The sequence below is a fragment of the Alcaligenes sp. 13f genome (assembly GCF_020496585.1).
Taxonomy (GTDB): domain Bacteria; phylum Pseudomonadota; class Gammaproteobacteria; order Burkholderiales; family Burkholderiaceae_B; genus Alcaligenes; species Alcaligenes phenolicus.
Window position 1 is genome coordinate 262,600 of record NZ_JAHKKC010000002.1, and the last position, 17,723, is coordinate 280,322.

At 59.5% G+C, this 17,723-nt stretch carries 6 protein-coding genes; all 6 read left to right on the top strand.

Features of this window, described 5'->3' with window-relative positions:
* The first annotated feature begins 6 nt into the window (after positions 1 to 6).
* The 6 genes from KOE80_RS02655 (at position 7) to KOE80_RS02680 (ending at position 17,719) form a co-directional block, all read left to right on the top strand.
* The gene (locus KOE80_RS02655) at positions 7 to 987 is read left to right on the top strand and encodes a peptidylprolyl isomerase (RefSeq protein ID WP_137430600.1); all 981 of its coding nucleotides are present in this window, start codon (positions 7 to 9) and stop codon (positions 985 to 987) included.
* 147 nt (positions 988 to 1,134) lie between these two features.
* Entirely contained in the window at positions 1,135 to 1,605 is a 471-nt protein-coding gene (locus KOE80_RS02660; RefSeq protein ID WP_226348287.1) for a hypothetical protein, read from the top strand.
* Positions 1,606 to 1,731: 126 nt separating this feature from the next.
* Positions 1,732 to 2,463 carry an STN domain-containing protein gene (locus KOE80_RS02665; RefSeq protein ID WP_026483708.1) on the top strand — a complete coding sequence of 244 codons (732 nt, stop codon included), beginning with the start codon at positions 1,732 to 1,734 and terminating at the stop codon, positions 2,461 to 2,463.
* 3 nt (positions 2,464 to 2,466) lie between these two features.
* Positions 2,467 to 3,021 (top strand): RNA polymerase sigma factor, encoded by a 555-nt coding sequence (locus KOE80_RS02670; RefSeq protein ID WP_226348288.1) that lies wholly within the window; start codon positions 2,467 to 2,469, stop codon positions 3,019 to 3,021.
* A gap of 10 nt (positions 3,022 to 3,031) precedes the next feature.
* Positions 3,032 to 4,009 carry a FecR family protein gene (locus KOE80_RS02675; protein WP_226348289.1) on the top strand — a complete coding sequence of 326 codons (978 nt, stop codon included), beginning with the start codon at positions 3,032 to 3,034 and terminating at the stop codon, positions 4,007 to 4,009.
* Positions 4,010 to 4,231: 222 nt separating this feature from the next.
* Positions 4,232 to 17,719: a filamentous haemagglutinin family protein gene (locus KOE80_RS02680; RefSeq protein WP_226348290.1), complete on the top strand. Its 13,488-nt coding sequence runs from the start codon at positions 4,232 to 4,234 to the stop codon at positions 17,717 to 17,719.
* Positions 17,720 to 17,723 lie beyond the last annotated feature (4 nt).

The window sequence follows — 17,723 nt, forward strand, 5'->3', positions numbered from 1 at the left end:
AGCACGATGACACACCCCAAATTTCTGCTGCAAAGTGTGCTGGCTCTGAGCCTGTCGGCCCTGTTGGTGGGTTGTGGGAAAAATGGCGATGCTCAAGCCCAGCAGCCGCAAGCTGCCGGGCAACAAAGCAGCGCTCCGGCATCGACGGCAAAAAGCAGTGCTGCGACGCCTGCGGTCGCCACGCTGGGACAGGTGGTGGTCAGCCAGGACGAGTTACAGCAGTTCCTGCAGGTTTTGCCCGCAGCACAGCGTGAAGCCATGCGTAATGATCGCGTGGTGCTGGAGCAGTGGCTGCGCAGCCGCCTGGCCGAGAAAGCCGTGGTAGAGCAGGCCAAGGCTCAGGAATGGGACAAGAAGCCCGAGATACGCAGTGCCATTGAAGAAGCGCAGAATCAGGTGATCCTGCGCAGCTATCTGCAATCCGTGTCTGAACCTGCAGCGGATTACCCGTCCGAGCAGGATCTGCAAACGGCTTATCAGGCCAATCAGGATCAGTTCCAGTTGCCGGCCATGTATCGCTTGAGCCAGATCTTTTTAAGCGTGCCGGACAAGGACGAACAGGCTTTGGCGCAAGCGAAGAAACGGGCCGATGCCTGGGTCAAGCAAATGCGCGAAGGCAAGGCGGATTTTGCGGCGCTGGCCAAAGAGCATTCGGACGAGAAAATCAGTGCCGAGCGGGGTGGCGACAATGGCTTTTTACCGATTAGCCAGTTGGTGCCAGCCATGCGTGCCACGGTTGCCAAGCTGGAACCGGGCCAGCTGAGTGATCCGATTGTGCAGGCCGATGGTGTGCATATTCTGCAGTTGACTGATCTGCGCCCGGCTAGCGTGCGTTCGCTGGAGGAAGTGAAGCCGGCGCTACGTGATGCCTTGCGTCGTCAGCGACAGCAGGAAGCAACGCAGGCCTATGTGGCCGGCATGCTGGATGCCGATACGGTAAGCGTGGATGGCAAGGTGTTGAGTCAGTTGTTGCAGCAGACCCCATAGTCTTGAACCCTGGGGGTGATGCTGGCTGTTTGTACCGGGCAAAATGTTGCAGGCAGCAGGCAGCAGGCAGCAGGCAGCAGGCAGCAGGCAGCAGGCAGCAGGCAGCAGGCAGCAGGCCCAGGGGCAGGGCGGGTGAAGGAGAGTGGCATGCGATTGTGGCGGATCAGCAGTACGCATTGGGAAAAGCAGCATGAAGCCACGCCGTGGTTCAGTGCCAAAACTTCTTCCATCTCCATCTACCATGCCTCCCCTCTGGCGGCAGTGTGCGCGTATTTATTGCGACACTGCCTGCCTCATCCAGACCTGATCCCCAGCCACCAGACCCTGCACTCAGTCGGTGTCAGCCAGAATTTGATACGCCGTGCGCAGGTCTCGCGCCACTGGCATTTCAATCTGAAAGAAACGCGCGACCTGACCTTTCGCTGGCGCTTGCTGGCCGACCGGCCTGTGCTGTGTGTGCCTGCCTTGAACGGGGCGAATCAATATTTGATTGATACCCGCTCGCCGCTGATTTCCTTGATTCATCTGTACCGCCAGGATGCTCAGGCGCTGGAGCGCAGCCTGGAACAGATGCGTGAACACCTGCAGGGCGCTACGCCCTGGCTGGTGCTGCGCTAAGGTGGCTTGGCACGTAAAGCGGGCGGGAACTGTCACTATGTTGTCATTGGGGACTTCTACAATCGCCTCGCCTCACCCCTTTTCGTTTCACTGTCCGACGCCGCGGCTAGACCTATTAACGTGCGCATGACCATGACTCAGGTGGCGATCAGTGTGGCGGTGTTACTCGGCGCTTTCTTGTTATTTGCCTGTGCAAGTCTCGCAGTTGCCCGGTCTGATGCTGACACCCTGCTAAATTCTTCCGAACGTTTGTCTTTCGACATTCAGGCTCAGCCTTTGGCTCAGGCCTTGAAAGCGTATGGTCAACGTTCTGATCTCTCTGTGCTGCTGGACGGTGCCGATCCGCAGCGACCCATGCCAGCCGTGCGCGGCGAAATGACGCGCAAGCAAGCTTTGTCCTCCTTGCTGCATGGTTCGGGCTTGCAAGCCTATTACGTGGATAACCGCTCGATTGTGATCCGCTTGCCCGATAGCAGGCCGGGCAAAGTGGCCACTGGTCAGCGCCCCTTGAATCTGAATCACATCTCGGGCGTGCGTGATGGTGCCCATGATTACAGTGCCTATGTCACCCGAGTCCAGCAGACCGTGCGTAATGCCTTGTGCCGATCGCCCCAGACCCGCCCCGGCGCATACCGGCTGGCCATGCAGCTGTGGCTGAACCCGCAGGGGCAGGTGGAACGCGTGCACCTGTTGGGCTCGACCGGGCAGGCCAGCCGCGATCAGGCGATCAGTCAGGTGCTGGACTCACTGGCAATGGGCGTGGCCCCGGATGCCAGTCTGCCGCAACCCTTGGTCCTGTTGCTGGCTCCCGTCTCGGGCCATGTGCGTGACGACTGCCCTGTGCAGGCCGGGAAGTAGATCATGTCCGAAGCACTGCGTAGCCGTTTGCGCCAAAGTCTGATCGCCCGTTACACGTATTTGCGTCGGCGGCTGGAGCGCACGATAGGTTCGCGTGAAGATGCGGCGGATGCCTTGCAGGAAACCTGGATACGGATAGGGGGGGTAGGCAATGGAGTATCGGTGAACAATGACGAAGCCTACTTGCTGCGCATGGCCACCCATATCGCCATTGATTCCTACAAACAGCGCAACAGCTTGCTGACTGCCATGGATCTGGACGCCTTGAGCCATATTGCCGATGACACCTACGATACCCAGCGTTGTGCCTGGGCGCGCATCACGACGGCGCAATTGCTGGCTGTGCTGCAGGACATGCCGATTCGTCAGCGCACGATTTTGATGGCTTCGCGGGTAGATGGTCTGACCTATGCCCAGATCGCCAAACAGTACAATATTTCGGTTTCCCTGGTGAACAAGGAAATGATGCGCGCGCTGGACTATTTGCGACTGCGTTGCGCGGAACAATTCAATGATGCTGTGGGTGTCAGCGTCTCCGACAGCCTTACCGACGCTTAAGTTTTGCCCCATGAGTCCTTCTTCCTCCTTCCCGTCTGACGCCGTGCGTACCCAAGCCAATCAATGGTGGGTGCGGCTGCATTCGGGCAGTGCCCGGCAGTCCGATGCGCAGAGCTTTCAGCAATGGCTGGAGCAAAGTCCCGAACATCGTGTGGCCTGGCAGGAGTTGACGGTAACGATGGACACGGTAACGCCGGGTTTGCAGGCCGCCAGAGACTTGTTGCCGGAATGGAAAGCTCCCGCTGCCTCACCCGTATTTACGGCCCGGCGCGCCTTCATGGGGGGAGCTTTTGCAGCCTCGGCCCTGGCGGTGGTGGGAGTAGTACATCCGCCCTGGGGCTTGTGGCCATCGTTCACGGAATTGACATCGGATTTTCGAACAGGGGTGGGCGAGCAGCGCGAGATTCAACTGGGGCAGGCCGTTGCCATTCAGATGAACACGCAAACTTGCATCAACCGCCGTGATACCGCCCAGGGAGCAGGTATTGAGCTTGTTGAAGGTGAAGTCGAAATCCGGGTGCTGGATGGAGCGACCAGCCACCTCCACGTCCAGGCTGGGCCAGGACGTATGCAAGCACAACAGGCGCAGTTCAACGTGCGCTACACGGGGAAGAACGTAACGGTGACGTGCCTGCAAGGGCAGGTCCAGGTACAGGCGAATCAAACCGTTACTTTGCAGGCGGGCCAGCAAACGGTTTACGACTATGAGCGCATCCACGCGGTGCAGCGCCCTAACCTGGACCAGGTCAGTTCCTGGCGACGTGGTTATCTGGCTTTTGAAGGTCAGCCTCTGGCCGATGTAGTGGAAGAATTGAACCGCTATCGGCCCGGAAAAATCGTGATTTACAGCGATAGTTTGAAGAGCCGCCCGGTGTACTTGAGCTTGTCCATCAGCGATATGGATTTGGCCCTGGATATGCTGCGCGCCATGTCCGGCATACGGGTGCAAGAGTTGGCGGGTGGTATTGCTCTGGTAAGGCAGGCGTAGTTACATAAAGTAACAAAATAGGCATGATTGATTTCTCGCCAAAACCAGTCTTGTAGATATGGATACGAAATCCCTCCAGTCTTAAGTCGGGAAACTCAAGCAATGTCGCCACGCCTACGCAGTTTGTCTTCCAAGTCATCTGATCCTAGAAACCCTGTCGATAGAGCTTCTCGCGACACGTCCCGGAATCGTCTTACGCCGCTTGCCCGCGCGATAGCCGCTTTGCTGGTAAGCGGTGGTTTGGGGGGGCAGGTCTATGCTCAGAGTCAGCCGGTGTCCGGAGCCTGGTTTGCGGCTCGCGGCGCGGTAGAGCGCAATGTTTCGGGCGCACAAGGGGGGATGGTGGACCCCAGCAGTGGCGTGCTGAATTCGGCGGCACGCCAACATGCCGAAGCACGTCAGCAATTGGCCCGTTCGGTCGAGAACCTGGGTCGTACCGCCAGTGCGATTGCTGCTCAGCAAGCTGCACAAAAAGCCGCGCGCGAGGCTGCTGCCAAAGAAGCCGGTGTGCCGGACGGTTATGTGCAAGGCGGGGTGTGGGATCGTGATGCTGCAGGCAATCTGCACGTCTGGACCGGCGCAGAGCGTCCGGTGCACACACAAGACAATGGTCAGCACACCGTTGCCATCAAGCAGACCGAAAGCAAAGCCGTACTGAACTGGGAAAGCTTTAACGTGGGCCGCAACACCACGGTTCAGTTTCAGCAAAAAGTGTCCGATGCGGTGTTGAACCGTGTTGTGGGAGCGGATACCGCCCCGAGCCAGATTCAAGGCGCCATCAAGGGTGATGGCACCGTGATGGTGGTGAACCAGAACGGGGTAGTGTTCAGCGGCACGTCTCAAGTGAACGTGCGCAATCTGGTGACAGCCGCCGCCAAGATCACGGACCAGCAATTCAAGGAAGGTTTGTATGGCAAGGACGCCAACACGGCGTCCTTCACTAATGCGCAAGGCAAGATCGAGATACACGCCGGTGCACGTATCGGCACACATGCGTCCGAGACCGTGAACCAGGGCGGGGGCTATGTGCTCTTGCTGGGGCAGGAAGTGCACAATGCAGGCAGTATCTCGACCCCGGGCGGGCAGGCTGCCTTGGCCGCTGGCGAGAACTTCATCATCCGCAAGGGGATGGGGACAGAGGAAAACGTCAATTCCACCACCCGTGGCAACACGGTGGTAGCTCAGGCAGGGGCATCCGACAAGGCGGGCCTGGTTCGCAATACGGGCGTGATTCAAGCCGCAACGGGCGACATCACCTTGGCCGGGCGCACGATCAGCCAGGACGGCGTGCTGGTGGCCAGCACCTCGGTTCACAACCGAGGCACGATTCATCTGCAGAACAACAAGACGGATGCTCAATCCAGCGTGACCTTGGGCAAGGATAGCGTCACAGCGATTGTGCTGGACGAAAGCGCTGCTACCGCCCTGGATGTACAACGCGAAGCCTTGATCAAGGAGTCGGACAAGGAAGGCGACGGCCTGCGTCATCGCCGTGATCAGTCGCTGGTACAGATTGCCAGCGGTGGCGATGTGGTTTTTGACGCCGACAGCCTGACGCTGGCGACGGGTGGTCAGGTCTTTGTGGACGCGGCCAGGAACAGCGAGGTACGTCAGGACGCCGTGATTGATGTGTCCGGCCATGTGGGTGTTCGCGTGGCGATGGAAGCCAACAACCTGATGATCAATATTCAGGGTAATGAGCAGCGCGACGCTCCGGTCAACCGCGAGGGCGACAATCTGCGCAGCAGCGATGTCTGGCTGGATCGCCGCAACCTGGTGTTTGTTCCTGCTGGCACCAATGGCTATGAAAAGGACCGTTGGTACACCGCGGGCGGGCTACTGGAAGTGGGTGGTTATCTGGGCGTCGCCAGCCATAGTATTGGCGAGTGGGCTGCCCAGGGCGGCACCGTGCAGTTCAGCGGTGCCAGCGTGGTGACGCGTCCCGGCTCCTTGATCAACTTGTCGGGCGGCACGCTGGATGTACAAAGCGGTTATCTGCGTCAAAGCTGGCTGCGGGGTGTGGATGGCCGTCTATACACGGTCGATAGTGCACCGGGCGATTTGCTCTACACCGGCTTGTACAAGGGTTACGAGCAGACCAGTGCGCGCTGGGGTCAAACCCGCAGCTTCTATAACCCGATTCTGGCTCCTACCCAGCGTTACGAAGAAGGCTATACGGTAGGACGTGATGCGGGCCGCCTGGTTATTTCGACCAAGGCGGCGGACCTGCAAGGGCATATCGAATCCGAGGTTTACCAGGGCCCGCGCCAGATTCAGGCACCGGCTCCCAAGCTGGATGGCTATCAGCAGTCACAAACGGCTGTAGCGCGTCGGGCCGAGCTGATTCTGGGTGGCTGGACGCCGGTTTATGACAAGGACACGCAGAATCTGAGCTATAGCCCCAGTGCAGTGGTTGAGCAGATTGTGATTGGCAAGGCTCAGGCGCAGGAGGGGGGGGAGCAGTCCGACGCGACGTCCGGCCCTTCTCGCATCAGCCTGGATTCCGATTGGTTGACGCAAATGGGTCTGGGGGCTCTACGTGCCTATGCCAGCCAAAGTGTGGAAGTCAACGACGCGCTGGAGCTTGCTCTGGGTGGCGAGATCGCGCTGCATGCCAATCAGGTCGATGTGAAGGCTGACCTGACGGCGCGCGGTGGCCGTATTGTGCTGGGTGATCTGGTGGATAAATGGACCAGCGCCAGTTTGGGCTGGCAATCCAGCAAGATTGCCGATGTGGCAGCCGGCGCTATTGCTGCCACACGAATTGACTCAGGCGTCACCCTGGATACCAGAGGCCTCTGGAGCAATCAGGAGCTGGATAGTCGTGCGATGCGCTATCTGCCGTGGCGTAATGGTGGTGAAATCATTTTGCGCAGCAGCGGTGATGTGACTGTGGCCGAACACGCGCTGCTGGACGTCTCTTCGGCGGCGGCCTACATGGCCGATGGCTCGGTGCTAGGTGGCAAGGGTGGCAATATCACTCTGGCCGCTGATGCGTATATATCCGGCGTATCCGGCATAGGTGGACGACTGGTCTTCGAAGGTGAAATCCGTGGTCATGGTGTGGCTGGTGGTGGCACCTTGCGCTTGCAGACCGGGGAGACTGTCGTGTTGGGTGGCACGGTGCAGGGCAGTGATGGCGTCCTGCAGGCGGGTCAAAGCTCTCTGGCCGATTTGCTGACGACCGAGGCCTTTACCATTGCTGCTGGTGCGATCTTGCCGGTGGATTTCCACTACATGCGTACCCATGCCGCCGCTGGCGAGGTTATTGGCGGGGCGCCCAAGGTTGAGCAGGCCAATCAGTCCAGCTGGATTCATTTGACGACCCCCTGGACCTTGCCCAAGCCAAGCAACGAGAACTCCAGTTATTCGGTTTGGCTGTCCAATGGCCAGCAGTTGCGGGTAGACGGTTATAGCTGGAGCGTGGCGCCAACCTTGCCAGCGGGAACGGTGATCATGGAGATCATGAATCCCGCCGGCTTCCCGACCAACTATGTGGTGCCGGCAGATATCCTGCCTGATGGCATTGCCATTGCGCCATCCCCCGGTGTTTACAAGGCTGGCACGGTCGCTCATGCCGATTTGAGCTATAGCGCAGGCACCTTGCTGCGTGCCGGAACGCGCTTGACGCAGGATGTGGCCGTGGGGACCATGCTGCATCTGGACAGCAGCCTGTTCCAGAAAGGGTTTGCGAATTACGACGTGATAGGCGGTTACGGCGTGGCCGTGGCAGAAGGGGCCAATCTGGCGCTGAACATGCCCGTCATGCAGCTGGATCTGCCCGCTGCACGTCAACTGGCCAATGGTGGGGATCTGAGCCAGCTTGCCTCCCTGTGGTTGCCACCCGAGTTCAGCGAATCGCCCGAAAAAGGCTCGATCAGCCAGCGCGGCGGTGCCGATCTGAGCTTGACGGCAGGTTTTGAGTACAAGCAGCAAGATGTGGACCCCAGTGGCCCCACCCTGTCCGTGGGCAAGGCGGCGCATATTAGCGTAGATGATGGTCGCAACATTATCTTGCAAGGCAGCGGTCAGATTACGGTGGATGGCTCCTTGCGAGCCTCGGGTGGCAAGATCGGTATCTATGGCCTGAGTGCTGGTAGCGAGGACGTGCGCCACCTCAAAGGACACGACGGTTCAATCTGGTTGGGCAGCAATGCCGTGCTGGATGTGTCGGGCAAGGCCATGACGGCTGTCGATACCCAGGGTCAACGCTACGGCAAGGTGCTCAATGGTGGCCGTATCGAAATTGGTAGCAAGTACCAGCAGGCTGCGACGCAGGTCAAGGCTATCGACAGCTTTGTCATTGTGCGCGAAGGCGCGCGCCTGCTGGCATCCGGAGCCGCAGCGACTTTGGATATGCCTGGTCAGGGCGCGCAAACTATCGCTTCCAATGGCGGTGTCATTCATCTGGCCAGCTTCAACGGGCTGTATCTGGATGGCGATATGCAGGCCTGGGCCGGTGGTGCCAATGCGGCGGGCGGAACTTTGTCGGTCGCCCTGGAGTCGCCGAACTATGAAATGTCAGGTGGGCCGGGTGATCGCGTATTGGCACACCGCGAAATGACCTTGGTGCAAGAGCAGCAACTGGAAAATCTGCCGCTTGATCTGCAAGCTGGTCGTGCTGATGCGGGTTTGGCCTACGGCCATGCTCGTGTGGGTGTGGACCGCATTCAGGCGGGGGGCTTTGATAATCTGGCCCTGCTGTCCAACGGCATTTTGTCGATTGAAAACGGTGTGGATTTGCAGATGGGCCAAAGCCTGCATCTGGCCACCCCCAAGATTGCCTTGGCCCCTGGCTCTATGCCCGGTGCTATGGTCAAGCTGGCCGCGCCTCATGTCCGTTTGGCAGGGGCAACGCATCCCACCCGCGACAAGTATGTGACGCCGCTGATTCAGGCTCTGAACAGTAATGAAGGCCGATTGCCCGAGCTGCTGCCAGACTCCTATCTGCGTATCGATGCCAATGTGCTGGACATAGCCAACCAGATCGCCTTCGGTGCGTTGGGCCGGTCCTTGCAAAGTGGCAAGGCCGAGGTATCGCGTGCCGGTTTTGATACGGTGGATCTGCGCGCGCAGAACGACCTTCGTTTCTTGAAGCATGCGGTCGGTGATCGTACACAGCTGCTGACCGAAGGGGATCTGGTGCTGGCGGCTGGCCGCATCTATCCGGGAACTGGCGTGACGGCGGAGGTGATTTCCGGCCGTTATATCCAGCGCGATCAGTGGAATAACCCGCTGACACAGTATGACCCGCAGCGCAGCTTGCGTATCGAGCGCATTGGCAGTGGCCCTGTCGCCCAGCCTTATTCTGCCTTGGGTGTCTTGCGCCTGATGTCGGGCAATATTGATCAGGGCGGTGTGTTGCTGGCTCCCTTGGGGCAGTTGGAGTTGGGGGTGGGTGTAGGTGGCGCCTCGCAAGCCCCAACCTCCATGGTGATGCGCCCTGGCAGTATTACCTCGGTCAGTGCCGCGGGTTTGATCATGCCCTACGGCGGGACGGTGGATGGGCTGACCTATAACTATGCAGGTAGCGATGCGCCTTATGTGGGCCTGGGCGGTCTGCTGGGTAATCTCAGCCTGAAAGCCACCAGCGTGGACGTGCAAGAAGGTGCCTTGCTGGATCTGTCGGGTGGTGGGGAACTGACAGGAGCAGGTTTCCTGCCTGGGCGGGGTGGTTCTACGGATGCCCGTCTGCACCCCCTGATTCAGAGCACCAATAACGGCTTCATGCTGCCCGAGCTTTCTGGCAACCCGGTCTATGCCGTCGTGCCAGGTGTACAGCAAGTGGTGGCGCCATTGGCGGCCGACAATGGTGCAGGCGATCCTATGGTGGGACGCCAGATTCATATCGGAGAGGGCGTACCGGGCCTGGCCGCAGGGACGTATACCTTGCTGCCCTCTACCTACGCCTTGTTGCCTGGTGCTTACCGCGTTGAAATCAGTGGTTCGGGCAGTGCCAGTGCGGCTATGGGTGGCACCATTGCCATGCGTAATGGTTCCTACAATGTGGCCGCCCGTTTGGGGATCGCCAATACCCATGTCATGGATGCCATGCCCTCGCGCGTGGTGCTGACCTCGGCAGACACCCTGCGCCAGTATTCCCAGTACAACGAAACGTCTTACTCGCAGTTTGGGCTGGACTGGGCCATGCGCGATAGTGTCCCGCGCCCTCAACTGGAGCGGGATGCCCGCCAACTGCAGCTGGAGGCGAACCGTTTGCAGGTGGCGTCCGGTGTTGCCAAGTTTGAACCGGCCCAGAATGGCCGTGGGGGCAATGTGGTGCTGACTGGTCAGCGCATTGAAGTGCTGGCTGATGGGGCAGCGCCGACCGCAGGCTTTGATGGTATGTCGGTAGAGTCCGGTGTGCTCAATCGCCTGGGGGCGGCAGGCATCAGTATCGGGGGTTCACCTACCTCCACGTTTGCCTTGCAAGGTTATGGTTCGACCCGCGATGCCTGGCGTGTCAGTCTGGGCAACACGCGCACAGATGAAATCTATATTCGCGGCGGCGCCGTGCTGGAAGCCGCCCAGGTGTTTCTAGTAGTGGGTAATCGTGAAAAGGGCCTGACGGTTGAGCAGGGCGCCACGATCAACACCTTGGGCAAAGGCGCCGCGCCCTGGGACTCCAGCGAGGGCTATGTGCTGCAGCCCGGCCAGAAAGGGGTTCTGGCCTTGAGCAATGGCTGGCTGGATGTCACAGCACCCAGCAACGACGATAGTTGGGGCACGGTAGGGGCGGGCTTTCTGCATATAGGGACTTGTGCCGTCGGTAGCAGTTGTTCGGGTGAAACCCGCTTGTATTCTGAAGGCACGATTACTGCTGCCACCAATAAAACCTTTGAGCTGGATGAGTCGGTGCGCTATGGCACGCGCAATCTGGTGCTGGCTATGGGTGGCATCAATGTGGGCGGAGCGCAGGCCCTGTCCGACGCGTCTGCTGCGGGTATCTTGCCCTCCGGTCTGACGCTGAATCAACGTGTGCTGGAGCGCTTGCTGCGCGGCGATACCCAGATGGGGGCGCCTGCATTGGAGAACCTGGTGTTGACGGCGCGTGACTCCGTCAACTTCTATGGTGATGTCAATTTGAGCACGCTGGACCCGGTGACAGGCAAGTCGGCACTGGAGCGCCTGGTGTTAAGCGCAGCTGCCATTTATGGCTATGGCGACGCAAATAGTGAAGCACGTATCGAAACCGGAATTCTGGTCTGGAACGGAGCCACGACACCGGCGGGCAGCATCGTGGAAGGCGGCGCGGGCACGGGGAATGGCCGTCTGGTATTTGATGCTCAGCAGATTGAGTTTGGTTACGGTCCGAAAAGCCAGCCCGATACCGTGGGCATGCACGACCGTCTGGCCTTGGGCTTTAGCAGCGTGAACCTGAATGCCTCCGAGCGCATCACAGCCAATCACAAGGGCAGCTTGTCCGTGTACCACAGTCGTGGTGCCTGGGATGCAGCCAGCAATGGCTGGACCTATCAGGGCGGCAATCTGAACATCAGCACCCCCTTGTTTACCGGACAGGCCGGTTCGGTCAACAACATCCGTGCAGGTGGCAACATTGCGGTAACTCGTCCGCAGGGGAGCAGCACGGTGCAGCCTGATCTGGCCACAGCAGTGCACGCCTTGGGAGCCGAGTTGAGCCTGGATGCTGCCAGGTCCCTGGTCTGGGACAGTGCGGCCTTGCTGCCTAGCGGCAAGCTGAAGCTGTCTGCTCAGGACGATGTGGTTCTGCAAGAGGGTGCGCAACTGGATCTGGCAGGGCGTCCGATCGGCTTTTTTGATGTGAACAAGTACAGCTGGGGTGGCGAGGTTGTGCTGGAGAGTCGCGGCGGCAATGTGACCCAAGCGGCGGAATCCCTGATTGATGTATCGGCCCAGCACAATCGTGCAGGCAAACTGACGGCCCTGGCCTTGAACGGCTTGGTGGACTTGCGTGGCCGTATGTTGGGAGCTGGAACAGGGCATTACGATGCGGGCGGTACCTTGGTGCCTTTTGCCTCCGGCTTTATTGAGCTGCGTGGACAGCAGATTGCGGACTTTGCGGGACTTAACGCCCGTCTGAATGAAGGATCGGTGTGGGGTGGTCGCAGCTTCCAGCTGCGCCAGGGAGATCTGCTCATTGGCAACGAGCTTAAAGCGCGTGAAGTCAATGTCTCCGTGGACAATGGCAGCCTGACGGTCAACGGTACCATTGATGCCAGCGGTGAGCAGGCGGGCAGCATTCGCCTGGCTGCCAAGCGAGGGGTGACCCTGACTGGCAGCGCCGTGCTGGATGCCAGTGCCAGTGTGCTGCGTCGGGACAGTTATGGCCAAGTGATTGAAGCACCTAACCGGGCTGTCATTGAAATTGATTCGGGCCAGGGTCGTCTGGTTCTGGTCGATGGCATGCGCATGAATCTGAGTGTGGCTGGTTCCCATGCGAATTACGGCACTGTCGCTCTGAACGCACCGCGCCTGGGTGGCGCGACGGGCAACGATGTCGATATTGATGCACGCGGTGCACTCAACATTACCGGGGCCAGGTCGATTGCCGTCAATGCTTTCCAGCAATACGACGATGCGCAGCTCGGCCTCGATGAAACGGTAGATGGTCGCAGCTACCAGCGTATCGATCAGGACTACTTGCGTCAGAAGCATCTGGATAGTGAAACCTTCATCAACAAGGCTCTGGCGAATCAGGCCTTGATGCAAGGCAAGCTGGCCGGGCTGCGTGCTTATGGTGATCAATTCCACCTGCGCCCTGGTGTGGAGATTGTCAGCAATGCCGTCACGAATCCAGATGGTGATCTGCATGTGGATGGGGATATTGATCTGTCGGGCTACCGCTATGCCAGCGTAAATCCTCATGCTCAGAAAAGCTCGGTATATGGCTCGGGCGAGGCCGGGGCCCTGGTATTGCGCGCCGCTGGAGATCTGACGATTTTTGGCAGTTTGACGGATGGCTTCAATACCTCCGTGCTGGGTGTCACGGCTGATGATGGTGGCTGGGTTCTGCCCGCAGGTCGTATGCCTTTTGGCGGTGATCTCATCATCCCCCATGGCGGCATGGCCACGCTGGACGTGGGGACCCAGTTCGCGGCCGGTCGTACCGTTAACTATGACCTGCCCGTGGAGGGCATGAGCTTGCCACGCGGCACCGTAATCCCCAGCCTGATGAGTCTGGCGCAAGGCCTGTCCTTGCAGGCAGGAACGGTGCTGTCAGCGGCCGTGCTGGATGCGTCCGGGCAAGTGGTTTATGCCGCTGGCACGGTCTTGAAAGAGGCTGTGACACTACCAGCCAATATGCAGTTGGCCGCGGGCTTCCGTTTGCCGGAGGATGCGCAAATGGCGGCTACTCTGTGGCCCAAAGGCGTGCCCTTGCCGGTGCTCATGAAATTGAACCAGCAGGTTGCCTTGAAGAAAGGGGCGCTGGTGCCTTCCGAGACGGACGTGGTATTGCCGGGCGGGGCCGTGATGGTTGATCTTCGTCCTCGAGATGGGGATGACACGCAAGGTCGTATGCTGGCTCTGGCCTCCATGTTGGCCGCTGGCTCGCAGTCCTGGGATTTGCGTCTGGTTGCCGGGGCGGATACCTCGGCAGCGGATAATCGCTTGACGTTGATTGATACCGAGCGTCGCTTGATGCTGGCGGATACGCACTTTGGCCTTGGCGTGAAATCAACCGAAATTCCAGGAACGGGTAAACCAGCGGTGTATGGCTGGGGAGAGGTCAGCCGCTTTGAAGAGCTGATTGAGTTGCTGGCGGGGGGCTATTGGTTGAGCTTTGTGCCTGTCTCTGGTGAGCAGGTGACACAGGCGCAGATCGAAGAGCTGCAAGCGTACGGCATTATCGGCACCGATATCACTGAACTGAATATTTTTGGCATGGGCGATATGGCCGCCGAGCTCTCGCCCGCTACACCGCCCGAGATGCAAGACGTGAAACAGCCCGCCCGTGAACAACTGTTCAGTGTCCTGCGTACGGGCGTGGGTGATCTGGATCTGGTGTCTGGTGGCGACATCGAGATGAACTCGCTGTATGGGGTCTACACCGCAGGCACGCCGTCGGCATCGATGGGGGCGGCCTATAACCAGGCGCGTGGCAAGTTGTTCGATGGCACGATCTTGCGCGCGGAAGGCAAGCGTTTCGAGTCGCTGGTCGACGGTGGTGCGGACAGCCTGTATCAGGCCTGGTATCCCGAAAAGGGCGGCAATGTGTTGCTGCGTGCTCAAGGCAGTGTGAAGGGGGATCTGGTCGGCAATAACGACGGCAAGAATGATCAGAGCTACACCTTCTACAACACGCGTCAGCAGATTGCTTCTACGGCAGTGGGTAACTGGTTGTGGCGCCAGGGAACGGGTAGTGCAGTGTCAGCCTCGGAAGGGACTCCCAGTGCCTGGTGGGTCAACTTCGGGACATATGTGGCGGGTACCGCAAATGGCGGGTATAGCGAGTACGACACCTGGTTGTTTGCCAACGATCCTTTCCTGGCCGGCTTTACCGGTGTGGGTACTTTGGGTGGTGGCAACTTGACCGTGGAGGCCGGGGCGGATGCCGGCATGTTGAACCAGCGCGGTATTCGCAGCAGCTGGAATCAGCAGACGCATACGCCGCGCAGCCAGGGCTTGCATCTGGTGGTGGGCAGCACAGGCCGAATCACCCCGGGGGGCGAACTGGTACAGACAGGTGGCGGGGACCTGGTCCTGCGCCTGGGCGGCACACTGAACCCGAACCCCGATGTGCGCTTGAACGAGCATGACCTGAACAGCACTTTGGTGAATTTGCGAGGAGCGATTGCTCTGGATGCCGGCGCGGTTGGTGGGGTAAAGCTGGGCTTTGGTGGAACAGATCAAATGGATACGCGTCCTGGCAATATTTATGCCAGCGGCGGAGGGACCGCAACAGGTGGTCCGATTCTGGTCTTGGGTGATTCCGCAGTACGCATGCAAACGCGGGGCGATCTGGTGCTGGGCAGTACGGTAGACCCAGGGCGTACCTCGTCCTTAAGCTCAACGCCTTTCTCCGTAGATGGCCAGCACTATGACGGCAATGGTTGGTCCTGGTTCTCCTTGTGGACACCGGCGACGGCGATTGATTTGTTGAGTGTGGGAGGCAACCTGACGCCCACCACGTCCTGGGATGAGCGCAATGCGTATGAGGATACGCGTTGGGGCGACCCAGGCCGCAACCAGTCCCATAACGCAGATGGTCATTTCTATCCTTCTATCCTGCGTGCGGCGGCCGCTAACGGCAATATTCAGTATGGAGCCAGTGCCAGCGATGCCACTGTACCCAGCAATTCAATATTGCGTTATGGCTTTGGTACGGTACTGGCCCCTTCGCCAATGGGCGAGCAGTTTGTCAACGCAACAGGGCGTGGTGAACTGCAGTTCCTGGCGGGGGGCTCCATTCAGGCGGCCGGCTACGTTTTCTCGGCCTCGGCGGCAGACGCAGCGGCCATGTCCAGCCCCTTCCGTCCTGCCTTTGTAGGCTTGCTATCGCAGACAGGGGGCGGCGAGTACGGCTATAACCCTCGCATAATTCATAACGTGGATGGCGAGGCCGTCAAGCTCAACGACTGGTTCACCGTCAGCAGCAAGACGATCACTTCGCTGTACGGAGGCCGTCAAAATACAGGTTCCTTGTTTGTGTTTGGTACGCCGGTCAATATCGGTACTGCCGCAGCTCAACGTCAGCCCGCTCGTTACTACGCCGTCAACGGCGACATTGTTGGCTTGCGCGTCGGTCAGGAAGTGTTGTTGGGATACCCACCGGGCTCGCAGGGCTCACGTATGGAAGGCTCGGTTCCTGTGGCGATTCGGGCCGGGCGTGACATTACCGACTCGGGCACACGCCTGGGGCAGAAAGATGCCGTGGCAGGGGCCAAGAGTGCCACTGCGACGACACGCGGTAATTTGATTACCCATGCCTGGGCAGACGATATTTCCATTGTTGAAGCGGGTCGGGACGTGCGTAACAGCAGCTTCTACATCTTGGGGCCAGGTTTGCTGGACGTGTCGGCCGGGCGTCATGTGTATCTGGCTGACAAGGGCGAGATCAAGAGTCTGGGGCCCTTGAGCAGTGCCTTGTCCGATAGTCGTGGTGGCGGCGCCAGTATTTCGGTCTCGGCCGGAATGGGCGAAGGAGCGCATTGGAACGACTTTGCGGCGCGCTATCTGAACCCCGAGAATCAGGCTGATCTGGAGCTGCCGTTTGCAGATCAACAGGGCAAGGCGCTGTACATCTATAGCGGTGGCCTGACGCTGGGGCAATGGCTGCAACGCGAGTTTGGCTACACAGGCGATGAAGCCGGCGCACAAGCCTTCCTGCAGGAGAAGCAGGGAGAGCTGGACCAGGTACGCGATCAGGCCAGGGCTGAAGGCCGCAATGCCTCCAGTCGTCCCTTGGCGCGAGAGTACAAGCTGGAGAGCCAGCTGCACCTGGTCAATTGGTTGAGCACCCGCTTTGGCGACAAGAACGGCCTGGGCCTGCATTTTGATGCGGCCAGCATGGACGCCCGCAGCTTCTTCGAGGCCTTGCCGCCCGAGCAGCAACGCAGCTATCTGCGCAATGTGTACTACGCAGAGCTGAAGGCATCGGGCCGTGAGTACAACGATAGTGACAGCAAGCGCGCAGGCAGCTATTTGCGGGGTCGTGAAGCGATTGCCACCTTGTTCCCCGAACAGGATGCTCAAGGCAAGGCCTTGAGCTACACGGGTGATTTGACGATGTACAGCAGTGCGCTGTATTACGACGCGGATTACGTGAACAACACGGCGGGCAATAGCCGGCCTAATCCCAAGCTGGATTACATCACCAAGGCCGAGTGGGAGGCCTTGGGCAGTCCGGGTTACAACGTGTCGTTCTACGACGTGCTGGATGCAGGTATTCACACCAACTTTGGTGGGGACATCAGCATTCTGACTCCTGGCGGTCGTGCCCTGGTGGGGATTGATGGTGGCTTTAACCCTGGTCCAGGATCAGGTGTGATCACGCAAGGGGAAGGGGACATCAACTTCTTCTCGCAAAGCGACATTCTGATGGGGCAGAGCCGGGTCTTTACGACCTTTGGCGGCAATATTCTGGCCTGGTCGGCAGCAGGGGACATCAACGCGGGTCGGGGTAGCAAGACCACGGTGGTCTACACACCGCAACGTCGTGTTTACGATCTGTTTGGCAATGTGGCCTTGTCGCCATCAACGCCTAATACCGGTGCAGGTATCGCTACCTTGAACCCGGTTCCCGAGGTCCCGCCAGGTTATATCGATCTGATTGCGCCATTGGGAACGGTGGACGCGGGCGAGGCAGGGATTCGCGTGTCGGGCGACATCAATATCGCCGCCTTGCGTGTGGTCAATGCAGACAATATTCAGGTACAGGGCGAGTCCAAGGGAATTCCGGTGGTGGCGACTGTCAACACAGGCGCCTTGAGTAACGCCAGCGCGACAGCATCGTCGGCCGCATCGGCGGCGCAGGATACGGTCAACCGCGCTCGTGCACAGGCTCGTCAGAATCTGCCTTCGGTCATTACTGTGCAGATTCTGGGATTTGGGGATGCAGGGCAGTCAGGGGGCGGGGCCACATCATCAGGAGCAGGCCCAGCGACTTCCAGGATAGATGCCTCTGCGTATCGCCAAGACAGTACGGTGCAGGTCCTGGGACTGGGCGCCAATCCGCAATCCGCTCTGGATCGCTTGACGCCCGAGGAGCGGCGGCGGATGACACTGTAGCTTG